General features: G+C 54.0%; 11 protein-coding genes. 6 read left to right on the top strand and 5 right to left on the bottom strand.

Translation table 11 applies throughout. The annotated features are described in order from the left end of the window. Positions 1-157 precede the first annotated feature (157 nt). Entirely contained in the window at positions 158-1,234 is a 1,077-nt protein-coding gene (cysK, locus tag AC2TDA_RS15980) for a cysteine synthase A (protein ID WP_480879678.1), read from the top strand. Positions 1,235-1,589: 355 nt separating this feature from the next. On the opposite strand, the gene AC2TDA_RS15975 is transcribed toward cysK, so the two are convergent. Beyond that, complete coding sequence (locus AC2TDA_RS15975) at positions 1,590-2,042, bottom strand: Lrp/AsnC family transcriptional regulator (protein WP_480879676.1); 453 nt, start codon at positions 2,040-2,042, stop codon at positions 1,590-1,592. A 115-nt stretch (positions 2,043-2,157) separates the two neighbouring features. On the opposite strand from AC2TDA_RS15975, the gene AC2TDA_RS15970 reads away from it, so the two are divergent. Both AC2TDA_RS15970 and AC2TDA_RS15965 read left to right on the top strand, forming a co-directional pair. Then, positions 2,158-3,357 (top strand): methionine gamma-lyase, encoded by a 1,200-nt coding sequence (locus AC2TDA_RS15970; protein ID WP_480879675.1) that lies wholly within the window; start codon positions 2,158-2,160, stop codon positions 3,355-3,357. A 14-nt stretch (positions 3,358-3,371) separates the two neighbouring features. Continuing rightward, the gene (locus AC2TDA_RS15965) at positions 3,372-5,744 is read left to right on the top strand and encodes a 1-deoxy-D-xylulose-5-phosphate synthase N-terminal domain-containing protein (protein ID WP_480879673.1); all 2,373 of its coding nucleotides are present in this window, start codon (positions 3,372-3,374) and stop codon (positions 5,742-5,744) included. Positions 5,745-6,269: 525 nt separating this feature from the next. Here AC2TDA_RS15965 and AC2TDA_RS15960 read toward each other — a convergent pair. After that, the gene (locus AC2TDA_RS15960; RefSeq protein WP_480879672.1) at positions 6,270-6,686 is read right to left on the bottom strand and encodes a VOC family protein; all 417 of its coding nucleotides are present in this window, start codon (positions 6,684-6,686) and stop codon (positions 6,270-6,272) included. A gap of 736 nt (positions 6,687-7,422) precedes the next feature. Here AC2TDA_RS15960 and AC2TDA_RS15955 point away from each other — a divergent pair. Next, positions 7,423-10,779 (top strand): AAA family ATPase, encoded by a 3,357-nt coding sequence (locus AC2TDA_RS15955; RefSeq protein ID WP_480879670.1) that lies wholly within the window; start codon positions 7,423-7,425, stop codon positions 10,777-10,779. A 340-nt stretch (positions 10,780-11,119) separates the two neighbouring features. Here the strand turns inward: AC2TDA_RS15955 and AC2TDA_RS15950 are convergent, their stop codons facing one another. The 3 genes from AC2TDA_RS15950 to AC2TDA_RS15940 are packed head-to-tail and all read right to left on the bottom strand — an operon-like array spanning position 11,120 to position 13,692. Next, the gene (locus AC2TDA_RS15950) at positions 11,120-12,502 is read right to left on the bottom strand and encodes an MATE family efflux transporter (RefSeq protein ID WP_480879669.1); all 1,383 of its coding nucleotides are present in this window, start codon (positions 12,500-12,502) and stop codon (positions 11,120-11,122) included. 12 nt (positions 12,503-12,514) lie between these two features. Next, a complete protein-coding gene (locus AC2TDA_RS15945; protein ID WP_480879668.1) occupies positions 12,515-13,102 on the bottom strand; it encodes a helix-turn-helix domain-containing protein in 588 nt (195 codons plus the stop codon). Positions 13,103-13,113: 11 nt separating this feature from the next. After that, positions 13,114-13,692, bottom strand: coding sequence for a carboxymuconolactone decarboxylase family protein (locus AC2TDA_RS15940; RefSeq protein ID WP_480879666.1), 579 nt, complete (start codon positions 13,690-13,692; stop codon positions 13,114-13,116). Between the two features lie 316 nt (positions 13,693-14,008). On the opposite strand from AC2TDA_RS15940, the gene AC2TDA_RS15935 reads away from it, so the two are divergent. Further along, a complete protein-coding gene (locus AC2TDA_RS15935; protein ID WP_480847230.1) occupies positions 14,009-14,755 on the top strand; it encodes an amino acid ABC transporter ATP-binding protein in 747 nt (248 codons plus the stop codon). Between the two features lies 1 nt (position 14,756). Continuing rightward, the gene (locus tag AC2TDA_RS15930; protein WP_480879664.1) at positions 14,757-15,599 is read left to right on the top strand and encodes an amino acid ABC transporter permease; all 843 of its coding nucleotides are present in this window, start codon (positions 14,757-14,759) and stop codon (positions 15,597-15,599) included. The last annotated feature ends 22 nt before the right edge of the window (positions 15,600-15,621 follow it).

Below are 15,621 nucleotides of genomic sequence, written 5' to 3'. Positions count from 1 at the left end.
TTCCAGCCAAGTTTCAGCAATACCTGATCGACCATCACCTCGATGTCTTCGGTCATGCGTTGTCAACACTGGGATGGGGCACAGGCGGCACACTAGGGACGTATATTTTTAGCCCGATTTGTGGCACCCTTCCCAAATAGTGAACAGGGGGAATATCATGGCAATCCGAAATACAAAGGGGCGGGGACGCCTATTTGACAGCGTTCTTGACACGGTGGGCGACACGCCATGCATCCGCATTACTAGGATCGCGCCGACGCATGTGAAGGTGTATGTCAAGGTCGAAGCGTTTAACCCTGCTGGGTCTGTCAAGGATCGATTGGCGCTTAACATCATTGAGGCAGCTGAGCGCGAGGGTCGACTGAAGCCAGGTCAAACCATTGTCGAGGCGACGTCGGGCAACACCGGGATCGGCCTCGCTATGGTGTGTGCGGCCAAAGGATACCCGCTTGTGGTTACCATGGCCGATAGTTTTTCAGTGGAACGAAGGAAGTTGATGCGTTTTCTGGGCGCGAAGGTCGTGTTGACGCCGCGGGCCCAGAAAGGCTTCGGTATGTACACAAAGGCAAAAGAACTGGCCGAGGAGAATGGATGGTTCCTGGCCAGCCAGTTCGAGACCTCCGCCAACGCCGCTATTCACGAGACCACAACCGCCCAGGAAATCCTCGCCGACTTTAAAGGGGAACAGCTTGATTACTGGATCACGGGCTACGGTACCGGCGGAACTGTTTCGGGCGTTGCCCGTGTTCTTCGAAAAGAGCGCCCCGACACAAAGATTATTCTGACTGAACCGGACAACGCGGCCATTGTTGGCTCGGGCTACGTAAACACCCGAAACGAGGCCCATCAGCCGACCGAAAGTCATCCAAACTTCGAGCCGCATCCGATCCAGGGTTGGACGCCGGACTTCATCCCCTGGGTGCTGCAAGAGGCAATTGATCAGACTTACTTTGACGAATTGATCCCAATTCCAGGCAACGAAGGAATTGAGTGGTCTCGCCGCCTCGCCGCCGAGGAAGGCATCTTCATTGGTATTTCCGGCGGCTCCACTTTTGCGGCTGCGATGAAAGTCGCGGAAAAAGCGCCGGAAGGGTCCGTCATGTTGGTGATGCTGCCCGACACAGGCGAGCGTTATCTCTCGACACCTTTATTTGAAGGTATAGAGGAGGACATGACAGTAGAGGAACAGGCAATTTCTATGTCCACGCCCTCTGCACAGATGGTTGCTGAGTAGACGGGCGGCATCCCGCGCGAAGCAAACTTCGCCCGATGCGTAGTCGATGATAGCGTCGCAGACCGTACTGACCAATCTCGTGCGCTGTGCACGCACTTGTTGAAGAAACGACACGGTGAGCTTTTCTCTTCCATATCATGGCAGATGATGAGGTTGTGCCTGACCCTCTCACGATAATCGATCCAAGGCTTTTGACCTTTTAACCAATTTGGGTTGATCGGGAAGACAAGGATTTGGGTGCCCAATTCAAGACTGACATTGAAGGCGGGCGCGGCGATTTATTTGCGGGAAGAAAACCATACAGCTGCCATGTTTGGGAATTTGTGTGTTTCTCTTGCGGCCTCCAAGCTTTCCATCAGGGCGGAAAAACCGCTGTTTTCTTGACCGTTCCATAGACAAAGCTGGTATCGATCGAAGCTATCCCACCAATCGGATGAATTCGGTTTCGAATAAAATCCTCGTAGGCCTCGAGATCCGACACTAAAACCCGCAACTGGTAATCCATTGCTCCGGTCAGCACGTGGCATTCCAGAACTTCGTCGATCATCCGAACGCGCTTTTCGAAGTTTTGTACATCCGTTTCATTATGCCGCTCCAACCGGATACGCACGAAGACAGTAATGGCCATCCCATATGCGGCAGCGTCCACATCGGCATTGTATCCCTTTATGATCCCGCTGGCTTCGAGGTTCTTGACCCGGCGCAAACACGGTGACGGAGACAAGTTCACCTCGTCAGCGAGATTCTGGTTCGTCATACGCCCGTCCCGCTGCAGCGCACGGATAATCTGCTTGTCCTTAGCGTCCATTACATCCTCACAATTGGCATAATCTGCTAATTTCTCTGCGCCTGTTAGTATAATTTGAAATCAATCGCCTGATGTAAAGGCGTAATCTAGTCTCAATACGCATCAGGAGCTTGCAATGACACAACCGACCGGATTTGCCACCCGCGCCATCCACCATGCCTACGATCCGCTGGAGAACGACGGCGCTCTGACGCCACCGCTTCACTTGACGTCCACCTTTACATTCGAGACGGCCGAAGCGGGTGGCGAGATGTTCGCAGGCGAGCGTGAAGGCCATATCTACAGCCGTATCTCGAACCCAACTTGCGATCTTCTGGAACGTCGTATCGCCGTGTTGGAAGGGGCTGAGGCGGGGCTGGCCCTGTCCAGTGGAATGGGCGCGATTACGGCGGTACTTTGGACACTGCTGTCGCCGGGTGACGAGGTGATCGTGGATAAAACACTCTACGGCTGCACCTTCGCCTTCATGCGTCACGGTCTGGCGAAGTGGGGTGTCACAATCACCCATGTTGACATGACAGACCCCGAGAACCTGAAAGCAGCCGTTTCTGACAAAACCCGCGTTGTCTATTTCGAAACACCAGCCAACCCGAACATGCGCTTGGTGGATATTGCTGCTAGCGCCGAAGTCGCGCATTCAGTTGGTGCTCAGGTCGTGGTCGACAACACCTATGCCAGCCCTTATCTGACCCGCCCAATCGAACATGGGGCGGATATCGTTCTGCACTCCGCCACGAAATACCTCGGTGGGCATGGCGATGTTGTCGCTGGTCTGGTGGTAGGAAACGCCGAGCAGATTGCAGAAATCCGTCTTGTCGGGATGAAGGACATGACCGGTGCGGTGATGGCACCTTTCAACGCGATGCTGATCTTGCGTGGGCTGAAAACACTGAACTTACGTCTGGATCGTCATTGTGCGTCCGCCAAGGTAATTGCTGATTTCCTCGAAGCACATCCCGCTGTTGACGCGGTTTATTTCCCCGGGCTCGAGAGCTTTTCTCAGCACGATGTCGCACTCCGCCAGATGTCCCAACCCGGTGCCATGATTGCTTTTGAAGTCAAATCCGGCCTGTCCGGTGGGATTGAATTCATGAACCGCCTGAGCATGATCCAGCGCGCGGTATCCTTGGGCGATGCCGAGACACTGATCCAGCACCCGGCATCTATGACCCATTCGACATACACGCCGGAAGAGCGGGCCGAGCATGGGATTAGCGATGGATTGATCCGCCTCTCTGTCGGGCTGGAAGATGTCGAAGATATCCTTGCAGACCTAGAGCAAGCTCTGCCTTATCCTGCCCGCAGCGCCGCCTGAACCCGGAGACCGCCATGCACATTGATCCCACCCAGCTAAAGATCGTTGAACAACGCCTGCTGTGGTTGTCGCACTGGATGATTCACCATGCCAACCATGTGCGGCCCAAGGTGGATGGGATCAAGATCGGCGGTCATCAGGCGTCGTCTGCGTCGATGGTGTCGATCATGACCGCGCTCTATTTCTCGGCCTTGCGCCCCGAGGACCGGGTTGCGGTCAAACCCCATGCGTCGCCGGTTTTTCACGCGATGCACTATCTCATGGGCAATCAAACCCGAGAGAAGATGGAGAACTTCCGCGGATTTGGCGGTGTGCAAAGCTATCCCAGCCGGACCAAGGATATCGACGACGTTGATTTCTCGACCGGGTCAGTTGGTTTGGGTGTCGCGATAACCTCGTTTGCCTCGATCATTCAGGATTACATCAAGGCCAAAAGATGGGGCTCGGACGCCCCAATGGGACGCATGGTGGCACTTGTTGGCGATGCGGAGTTGGACGAAGGCAACGTTTACGAGGCGTTACAGGAAGGCTGGAAGAACGACCTGCGCAATACGTGGTGGATAATCGACTACAATCGTCAATCGTTGGACGGTATCGTCCGCGAGGGGCTTTTTGAACGGATCGAAAAAATCTTTGATGCGTTCAGTTGGGATGTCGTCCGTGTGAAATACGGGGTCCTCCAACGTGCGGCCTTTGAAGAACCCGGAGGCGACCGCCTGCGCGACTGGATCGACGCTTGCCCCAACCAGGATTACTCGGCCCTGACCTTCATGGGCGGTGGGGTCTGGCGTCAGCGCCTCATGGACGATCTGGGTGATCAAGGGGAAGTGACCGCCTTGATTGAACGGCGCACGGATGCAGAACTCTCTGCCTTGATGGAAAACCTTGGCGGCAACTGCGTCGAGACCATGGCCCAAACATTTGCCGCAATCGATCATGATCGTCCCACGTGTTTCTTGGCCTACACCGTCAAAGGATGGGGAACACCCATTGCAGGTCACAAGGACAATCACGGCGGGCTGATGAATAACAGCCAGTTCTCTACATGGCAGAGCCATATGGGCGTGCCTCAAGGAGAAGAATGGGAGCCGTTTTCAACTGTGCAAAACCCAGGCGCGCTCAAAGGTTTTCTGGCGAACACGCCGTTCTTTGCCAAAGGTCCGCGCCGCTGTTTTGATGACAAGCTGGATGTGCCGCCGATCGCAATCGACACCAGTCGGGAAATCTCGACCCAGATGGCGTTTGGGAAGATCCTTGACGATCTGTCAAAGGGCGACAGCCAATTGGCCGAGCGCATCGTGACAACCTCCCCAGATGTGACAGGCACAACAAGCCTTGGTCCCTGGGTGAACCGGCGCAAGCTGTTTGCCCGATCCGAGCAAGCCGACGCCTTCATTGAGCACCGCATCCCATCGACTGCGAAGTGGGAGTTTACACCGGAAGGGCAGCATATCGAGCTGGGCATCGCCGAGATGAATCTCATGTTGCTTCTGGGCGCGGCGGGTCTGTCGCATTCCCTGTTCGGTAAGCGATTGATCCCGATTGGCACCGTCTATGATCCTTTTGTCAGCCGCGGGCTCGATGCTCTGAACTACGCCTGTTATCAGGACGCGCGCTTCATGCTGGTCGGCACGCCATCGGGCGTTACACTGGCACCTGAAGGCGGGGCGCATCAATCCGTTGGCACACCGCTGATCGGGATGAGCCAGGACGGGTTGGCCGCGTTTGAACCGGCCTTCGCTGATGAGCTGGCCGTGATTATGGAATGGGCCTTCGATTACCTGCAACGTGATGGCGAAGGGCAACCGGACGAGCGCACGTGGCTTCGCGACGAAACCGGCGGCTCAGTCTATTTGCGCCTGACAACCAATCCGATTGAACAACCGGGCAATCGCGTGGATGACGCGTTTCGTCAGGGTGCTGTTGACGGTGCATACTGGCTGCGCAAGCCGGGGCCAAATTGCGAGGTTGTGATTGCTTACCAAGGTGCAGTCGCGTCGGAGGCAATCAAGGCCGCAGGCATGATTGGCCAAGGTCGCCGGGATATTGGTGTCTTGGCTGTGACTTCGGCCGATCGGTTGAATGCCGGGTGGACGGCCGCACAACGGGCGCGTTCGCGCGGCAATCTGGCGGCACGTTCCCACGTCGAAACTCTGATGTCCGGCCTTCCGCCTCACTGCAAGCTGATCACCGTTATTGATGGACATCCTGCGACGCTTTCCTGGCTTGGGGCCGTGCTTGGACATCAGACCATTCCAATGGGGGTTGAGCATTTTGGTCAGACCGGAACGATCGGCGATCTCTATCGCCACCACGGCATTGATGCGGATGCCATCCTGGAGAAAGTGAATGGCTTAACCCACGGCAGGACTCTTCATCGTGCATAAATGGATTGAATTTGGGGTAATACAGTAAAGAACGACCTGGCTTTTAACTCGGGCCAGGGTATCTGCCGGGGCTATGCAGGTAGTGCCCCTTGGTCAATGAAACTGGCGAATCTGATCCAAGCTGGCTAATCATCTCAGAAAACAGCATTCCTTTGAAGGAAGTCAATAGCTTGGCTACCTGCAATGGTCTTCGCAAGGTAGAATTCAGAGGTTCGATTCCTCCCGCCGCGATTAGATCAACTGCTGGTCAAATACAGAACCGGCTCCTGAGGTCACAGGCATTCGCCCGATCTACCGTACCAATGACGTGAGTTTACGCCCCGCAGGCAAGCTCCATTCCATGAGAATTGCGCTTCGATCCCACCAATGGCACTTGGGCTGGCATGTCCATTGCATATGCTACCCAGATAACAGGTCGGAACAAGTCCAGCCGTTCAAGCACTGTGCATCTAAGGTTAGAGACGAGCTCATTGTACCGATGTTCTCCATCGCAACGAACGGCTTTTGTCACCCACGAAACCCGCGTTATCCGTCTCGTCCGGGTTCGTCTGGATCGCTGGAGAACAAAGCGATCTTGTTACCTTGAGGGTCGCGAAGGTAGCCAACATAAAATTGAGATCCATACGAGGCACGGAAGCCCGGCTGGCCCTCGTCAAAACCGCCTGCGGCAAGAGCAGCGGAGTGAAGGTCACGAACCTGCTTTTGATTGCGAGCCTCGAATGCAACCATAGTACCGTTTCCAGCCGAGGCCGGACGTCCATCAAAGGGGGATTTAACGTAGAAGTCCGGCATAACAAAAGACTGGTCCGGCTCTACGGGCAGCACGTAGCTCAGGTCTCCATGAAACTCTTCTAGCTCGTAACCAAGGGCTGGCAGGAACGCAGAGTAAAAACGCTCCGCGCGAGCGATGTCGTCAACACCAACGGTGACGTAGGCAATCATTCAGTGTGTTCCTTTTCGGAAATTTGGTTATTGCAACGAAATTACTGCATTTTGTAGGTCAACACATAATTTGCCTCAATGAACGATCCTTTGTTGAGTCCCCCAAAGCCGACATCGGTGCAATCGCAGCGAAAAATCACTTCGTCCGCATAGGGTTAGTCCTCTTCACAATCACTTAATTCCCGCAAATGGAGGCGGCGGGTCTGCCGGTCCTGTCACTTCCATGTTCGGGTTGATTGGATTTAACCAAGTCAAACGCTTTCCGTGATTTGAGAGAGGTTTCTAACCGCCCCTTCAGACAACGCAATTTTGCGGGCGGGGTTCTCGGCTGCATCTGCAAGCTCAAAAAACAACCGATCCATCAATCGATCCAGACACACGGAGGAATTTTTTTTGGCTGGAAATGTAAAGCTCCTGCATTGCTGAATATACTCCCAAATTGGACATAGAGCCTTAGGCTATTGAAAATGAATTAGTATTTATGCATGTGACATTGGCGTATTACGCCTATGATCTGTTCCTGAAAATACAGCTATAATCCAAGCTGTTCGCTGTTGCTGGATCGCAATCAAGGACCCGTTGTGTCTCACATGCCTGGGTGGCGTCCGTTGGCACAAATACTGTGGTCGGTTCGTTCCAAAGAAATATCCAAACATGACAAGCAACTCTCGTTGCGGCTAGAGTTGAACATTATTGGATTTTTGCTCGTCCGCAATAGCAGGGGGAGGAGTTTGATTTGCAGGATATTCAAAGCTGGCTGGCCGAACTGGGGTTGGAAAAATACTCTGAAGCCTTTGCCAAAGCCGAGATTGATTTGGAGATATTGCCAAGTCTGGATAAGGACGATCTCAAGGAACTTGGACTGCCAATCGGACCTCGTCGCAGGATCATGGACGCAGTTTCCCAAACCTTGCTAGGCAACTTCGACCATGGATCTTCTTCCGAAAGCGCGAATTCGACTGAGTCAACCGAGGCGTCACACAATTCTTCTATAGATGCGGAGCGCCGCCACCTGACAGTCATGTTTGTCGATCTCGTCGGGTCGACGGAGATAGCCGGACGTATCGATCCTGAAGACATGCGCAATGTCATAACAAACTACCAAAACACTGTCGCGGGTGTAGTTGGGCGCCATGAAGGGTTTGTCGCCAAATTCATGGGCGATGGGGTGCTGTGTTATTTCGGGTGGCCCCGCGCTAACGAAGATGATGCGGACCGCGCGGTGCGAGCTGGACTAGAGGTCATCACCAGCGTGCAGAATACAAAGGCACCTGACGGTACCGCCCTTGCGACCCGTGTTGGAATTGCCACCGGGATTGTCATTGTTGGTGACTTGGTGGGCAGCGGCGCATCACAGGAAGCCGCTGTGGTTGGCGAAACGCCCAATCTGGCGGCAAGATTGCAAGGTATCGCTCAGCCAAACCAGCTTGTGCTACCTTACGAAACCCAGCGGCTGTTGGGCGGCACCTTCAAGCTGAAGCCCATTGGTAAGCAACGATTGAAAGGTGTTGGCGCGCCGGTCGAAACTTTTGCTGTCGAAGGTGAAAAGGCAGTCGAAAGTCGGTTTGCCGCCCGGCAATCTGGAGCCCTGACCCCCATCATAGGGCGAGACCACGAGATAGAGCTGATGCTCGAACGTTGGTCTTTGGCTCGGGCGGGGCAAGGTCAAATGACCGTTGTCAGCGGCGAAGCAGGTATTGGTAAATCTCGCATCACGCGGGCGGTTGTCGACAGCATTTCGCATGACGATCATATCCGTATCACTTATCAATGCTCGCCTTATCATACAGATAGCGCATTTTACCCAATCATTCAGCAGTTGTCTTTTGCCGCCGGCTTCACAGCGAATGATGATTTAGCGGCGCGTCTTGACAAGCTCGAGGAGCTGATAGGAAAGGATCAAGATACGCTGAGGTTGATCGCGCCGATGCTGGGATTAAATGGCACACAGCGCTATGGTGACCATAACCTGACACCTGTCCAATTGCGCGCACATACCATGCAGGCATTGATCCGGCTGCTGGCGCAACAAGCCTCGGAAAAGCCTGTGCTGTTGATCTACGAGGATCTGCACTGGATTGACCCAACCTCGCTTGAGCTTCTTGACCTTATTTTGGATGCGATCACGAAACAGCCGGTCATGATCCTTGCAACAGCGCGGCCAAGTTTCGAACACGGGTTTGGCGGGCATCCACTTGTGACACGCTTTGCACTCAACAGGCTGGGCAAAGATCAGATCGTGGCCATTGCTGGAAAACTGACGGGCGGCAAGGCGTTGCCGGACGAGATAATGGAAATTATTGCTCAGCGCACAGATGGTGTCCCTCTTTTTGTAGAAGAACTGACCAAAACGATCCTTGAATCTGGTGTGCTGAAAGAAGAGAGTGACCAACTCGTCATGGTTGGTCCGCTGAGTGCTGTGGCCATTCCGACCACTCTGCATGATAGTTTGATGGCACGACTGGACCGATTGCAACCGATCAAGGATGTGGCGCAGACGGCTGCTTGTATCGGACGTCAGTTTAGCCACGACCTTCTGGCGAAGGTTACGCACCTTCCAGAGGACGAACTCCGAGCTGCGTTAGAGGGCTTGATCACGGCGGAGCTGATCTATCGGCGCGGTTTACCGCCCGAGGCCACCTATATATTTAAACACGCACTGGTTCGGGATGCCGCGTATGAAAGCCTGCTGAAAGAAAAGCGCAGGGCAGTTCATACGCGCATCTTGGCCGCGTTCGAAAACGATGCCGACATTGCGCCGGAAGTACTGGCGGCACATGCTGAAGCCGCAGGCCAAACTGATCGGGCAATAGACCTATGGGAAAGTGCAAGCAAAGTTGCATTTGCAAGGCCCGCATTCGAAGAAGCGGTTTCGCACCTTAGACGGGCCTTCAGCCTGAATAGCCAAAAACCTAATGCGGAGGAGCCTGAAGGGTTGAAGCGAGCGCTGGACCTCCAGGTGCAGATTGCGCCCTTACTGCTGGCTCTGCATGGTTACGCTGCGGACGAAACGGCTGAGGCATATAAAGTTGCCTTGTCTTTGGCCGAGCAGCTTGGAGATTCACCGCTTAGGTTTCCTGCGCTTTATGGTCTATGGGTGGGAAATCTGATGACAGGAAGGCATGAGGAAGCCCTAAGAATAGCACGACACGTCGCAACTGAAGCAACAACTTCAGGTGTTCGTGTCAACAAAATGATCAGTGCCCGTCTGATAGGTGTTTCATGCTGCATGCTTGGTAAGTTCCAATCAGCGAAAGCTGAGTTTGACCGTGCTTTAAATCTATATGTGCCCGCGGAAAACAGTGGATTTGAAAGCCGCTTCGGGCAAGATCCGGGTGCTGCAATTTATGCTTATCAATCACTAAACCTTTGGTGTCTGGGCAGAACGCAAGAATCCGACTTTATGGCGAAAAGAGCAGAGGACGCAGCATCGAAAACTGATCACGCGACCACGATCTGTTATGTGCACATGCACGTTGGGCTGCGTGAGCTACTGAACCGATCCCATTCTTCAGCCCGTCGGCATGCCGATGTGCTTCAGGAAACAAGTGAAAAATTCGGCTTGAAACAAATGCGCATTTACGTTGATGCCATTAACGCATTGGCCACGGGGGTCGAAGAAGACGATGAGTGGGTAAACTCCTACAATAGGTTTGAAGTTACGTATGAGGAATTGAACGCGCGTCTATACTTGCCAATATTCAGAAATTTGGCTGCATGGAAAGCTCTTGGCGCGGGCCAAATGAACCTCGGAGAAATGTTCGCGGCGCAGTCACGGCATGCACTCCGTGAAACCCATGAGAACTTCATTAAGAGCGATCTGTTGCGTCTCGAAGGTGTCATTGCGGTGAAAACCGGCGACGGGAAAACCGCAGAGGGTTGTTTTACAGAAGCGCTGAAAGTTGCAAGGGAACAGGGCGCGAAAACATGGGAACTGCGGGCGGCCATTAACCTTGCCACTCTGTGGCAGGTAAGCGGTCGGGTGAACGAAGCAATTTTCGTCCTCGAGTCTGCTAGCAACAAAATTGCAGATGGAGATTGCGTTGACGATCAAGCTATTGCCAAGAAACTGCTTGCAGAAATTGCCGAATAGTCAGACACGGCAAGCTTCGAGCGACTGCCTAAAAAATCTTACGCAAACAGGGCACCTAAGAAACGGCGCTCCTTAGTCTCGAGTCTCATAAAACGCATCGATACCACATTGCAGCAGCATCTCTTCATTTTCGCGCAAGCTCAAAAGTAAAGCACACTGCGTGAGCAATGATCTGAGGAGAAAAGTGGTGGCGCTTGTAGCTGGTAGGCGATGACCTCGTCGACGTTAGTCTTGGTATCGAAAAATCAACGGCGGGCGGTACGGGTGCCCGCAGCTACTGTGTCACAGGGGCTTTGTCGCTCCCTTCTTTGTATGATGATTGCAGCTCGGTCGCGTCTGGTCAGGCGGGGCGTGAAGGTCTCCAGAGGCCACCCATTTCCCGCCTTGCAACATATGTTGTCATGAGCAACGCAATAACCCACCCGGTGACAACAGCCGTCGCGGTTCCAAACCATACGCCGATTTCGCTGAAGTCCCACAGGCCGACAAACACCCAGACAAAGAATGCAACGCCGAAACCCTGGCGGTACAGGCTGATCCAAACTGTCCAAATGGGTCTTTTGAGGGCCTGAAGCAGTGAGTTTATAGAAAACAGCATCATGTAAAACGGCAAAATCAAACTGTCGACGCGCAGGTAGCTGACGCCAACCCGAATGACCTCGGGGTCGTTGGTGAAAAAACGCATTACGAATGGCCCCAGAAACCACAAGATGGGGGCAGCGACTGCTGTCATGACAAACCCAACTTTCCAACAATAAAACAGGGCGTTGCGCATGCGGTGATACTCGCGCGCTCCATAATTCTGTGATGCAATTGGTAGCAGAGCGCCGGTGACACCAAGCACGGGCAGAAGCAGGATTTGTTCCAGCCGGATGGCGATACCGAACCCGGCTATTGCGTGCTCTCCAAATATCTTGAGAGCAAATTGCATGACAAAGCCAGACAGCAACATCACCATGAAGGACACAGCTGTTGGCAACACTTGAACGGAGATTTCAGCAAATCGTTTCAGGCGAGGTGCGAAATACGCGGCTCGCATCCGCTTCATCCGACGTCGCCTCAGAACCTGCCGGATCATGTACGCCATTACACCGGTCTGGCTGATCACGGTGGATGCCGCCAAACCGTCAAATCCGATACCCGGAACCAACCCGGGAATACCGTAGATCAGCAAGGGATTCAGCCCGATATTGGCGAAAAATGCAATGATCAGTGCTCGTTGCATGGACACGGCATCGCCATGCGCCAGCAAGATACCATTACACCCATGCGCCAACAAAAACCCGGGCAACGCCAAGAGAAGCCAATAGAAATAGCGCATTCCGGCATCGCGATATTCGCCCGGTACCGAGACCAAGTGTATCAAGGCCGGCCCATACCAAAGCCCCGCCAACGCGAGCAGACCGGCGGCGATGAAGCCAAAGGTCATTCCCTGTGCGGCCAGACGCCGAGCCATGCGGTGGTTTCCCGCTCCAAGAGCATTTCCAACCAGTGCGCTCATGGCGGCACCAAGGCCGACGCCCACTGACATCGCGATGAAAAACGCCTGAAAACCAAGGGCCAGTCCGGCCTGTGCACTTGTCGACAACAGTCCGGCAAAAAAAATGTCCACGACGTTGTAGAGTGTGCTGAATAGCATCCCAACCGCACCAGGCACCGCCAGCGTTCGGAAGTGTCCCGAAATGGATCCGCGGGTCAGGTCAAGGTCGACTGCAAGAGCCATATTACCGGGGCATCACGGCCGCTCAGCCTGAACGGTCAGAAAGACAAACTCAGGGGTCAGAACCTCTTCAAAACCGTGGTTCAGTTCTGCGTCCACGCTGATACTGTCGCCCGTCTTAAGTTTGAACCGGGCGTCGCCGTAACGGTAGACGGCCTCTCCCTCGAGTGCTTGTACAAAGACGACGCCATGCCCGACATAGGTGGGCGGCTGTCCGCCGTCGCGCAACAGTGTGACGCGCCGCGCCTGAAATCGCAGATCTTTGCGCGAGTGCAGTGCTAGATTGACATACTCATGACTATGCCCGCCTGCGATCCGCGTCGACTTCAAGCCTTCGCCGTGACGTACTAGGGTATAGTCAGTATGGTCGGTGCGGGCTTCGCGGAACAAAGACACGATCGGAACTTCAAGGGCCTCGGCAAGCGCCGCCAGCGTGTCGATCGACGGTGAGACAAGCCCATTCTCAATTCGGCTGACCATCGCGGCGGAGATTCCCGACTGTTCGGCCAGTCGGCGAGCCGATTGCTTGCGGCTTTGACGCAGTTCTCTGAGCGATGAGCCGATTGCGCGGTCGATCTGTCTTCCCGGAGGGTCTCCCTGCATGATCTGTCCTATCAATCGTTGCTGTAATATCCCACAACATCGCCGTCAGTTGTCACACCCAGCCCGTTCAACAAGCGGTTCGCGTAGTTGAAGTATCCTACGATCTGATTGATTTCGAGGATTTCACCATCTTCCCATCCTGTTATTTTCAGGGCAGCGACGTCAGCTTCGGTCATGGCGCCTGGTGATAGTGTCAGTTTCTCGGCATAATTCAGCGCTGCAAGATGGGCGCCGTCGAACGCATCCTGCGGGCAACGCGCCTTAAGCGCGGCCTCGATTTCGTCGGCCCGCGAGTCGTCGTCGATCAGATGTCGGGCATTTGTCCAGTGGTTGGCGTAAGAATAGGGGCAGGTGTTTAGCGTGGAAACGTAAGAGCTGATCACTTCCTGAAACCACATCGGAACTGTGTTGGCCTGATCGTGCAGACAAGCGCGATACAAAATCACGTGCCCCTTCATGGTGTTAGGCCGCAGGGAATGAACGCGCATGACATTGTCTACTGTTCCATGTGGCGTCCGCGCCAGATCCAGAGTGGCCTTCAGCTGCTCGTCGGCATCTTCATCGGAAATCATCCTGATCCAGGCAGACATTCGCGGTTCCTCCCTTGGTCGTCAGCTCGAAATTTGGGCGCTGTAATTCTGTCCCATGAGTTTTTTATTGACGAGTATTGCATATTAAGCAACCATATTAATCAGAGTGCAACGAATTTGAGGATTCTGAAGCCTTGCCCGATTGCCCCGCTCAATCCCAGCGCCTGGCTGGAACTGGCTGTTTCATCGGTTCTCATGCCGCCCTGCGACCGGAGATCTACTCGGCGACCATGTGGAGAATTGCAAAGAATGCACACCACACTCATCACCGCAATGGACACTCGAACATGATGTCCCGAACCCAGACAGGCGCAACATGAACCAAGCCACTCCGATGATTGAAGTGACCAATCTGGATAAGTACTACGGCTCGTTTCACGCGTTGAAGAGCATCGATCTGACGGTGCATCAGGGTGAGAAAGTCGTGATTTGTGGCCCATCTGGATCTGGAAAATCCACTCTGATCCGCTGTTTCAACGGATTGGAATGGCACAATTCCGGCCGTCTCGTGATTGACGGGATCGAGGTGTATGACGGTGCCAAGGAAATCCGTGAGCTTCGTCAGGAAGTGGGTATGGTTTTTCAGCAGTTTAATCTGTTCCCGCATCTGACGGTATTGGAAAACCTGATGATCGGCCCGATGAAAGTGCGCAAGATCCCTAAAGCGCAGGCCGAAGAAACCGCCCGCAATTATTTGGAGCGCGTACACATTCCCGAACAGGCTGACAAATACCCGGCGCAGTTGTCAGGTGGGCAACAGCAGCGCGTGGCCATTGCACGGTCGCTCTGCATGGAAACTCGGATTATGTTGTTCGATGAGCCAACATCCGCGCTGGATCCCGAGATGATCAACGAGGTTCTGGATGTTATGGTCGAGCTCGCAGATACCGGTATGACCATGGTTGTCGTTACCCATGAGATGGGATTTGCCCGAAAAGTTGCCGATACGATGGTCTTCATGGAAGCAGGCCGCATCGTCGAGGTTTCCCCGCCCCAACAATTCTTTACCAACCCATCCAGCGAACGGTGCCGCCTGTTCTTGGATCAGATTCTGGCGCATTGACGTGGCCGATTTGGGCATATCAGGGCCAAAAGGTCAGCCGTTGCCGAAACCGCCGGTCTATAAGCGGTTTTTCGACTCGGTTCTGATCTCGATTACCATCTACGCGATCATTGTGGGGCTTATCGCATACGGCGCGTATGTTGGTGCGCAGGGCATGGGGTATAATTGGCAATGGTACAGGGTGCCACAGTTCCTGTACCGCAACACGGAAATTGGGTTTGAATGGGGTGAAATCCCGATTGGGCTGGTGGCAACGATAAAGCTGTCGGTCACCGCTTTCCTTCTTGCAACCGTCATCGGCCTGCTGGTGGCGCTTTTGCGGTTGTCGGGATTGGTGATCGGGTCTGCCGTCGCGGTTGGATACCTTGAACTGATCCGTAATATCCCTCTGCTGGTTCTGCTCTATTTGTTTTATTACGTTCTGGGGCCGATATTCGGGTTTGACCGCTATGTTGCCAGCATCCTGACATTGGCCGTTTTCCATTCCGCCCTGATTTCCGAGATCCTGCGCGCGGGGATTAACGCCATTCCCACAGGCCAGTGGGAGGCGTCTAAGTCCATCGGGATGACGACCTATCAGTCTTATCGCTATATCATACTGCCACAGTCCGTTCGCTTCATGCTGCCGCCCATGACCGGCGAAATCGTTCACCTGATCAAGTCTTCTGCGATTGTTAGTGTGATCGCGGTTGCTGAACTGACCACGTTCGGACGCAACATCATTTCCGATACCTACATGAGTTTCGAAATCTGGTTCACCATCGCACTGGTCTATCTGGTGGTGACCCTGATCCTGTCGATCGGCGTGAGCCACCTGGAGAAGAAATATGCCGTCGACCAATAAATCTGAAAAATTTGTCGGACAA

This window comes from Ruegeria sp. HKCCD6426, from assembly GCF_057221115.1.
The sequence above is the reverse complement of the archived record's forward strand: the minus strand, read 5'-3'. Positions and strand labels throughout refer to the sequence as shown.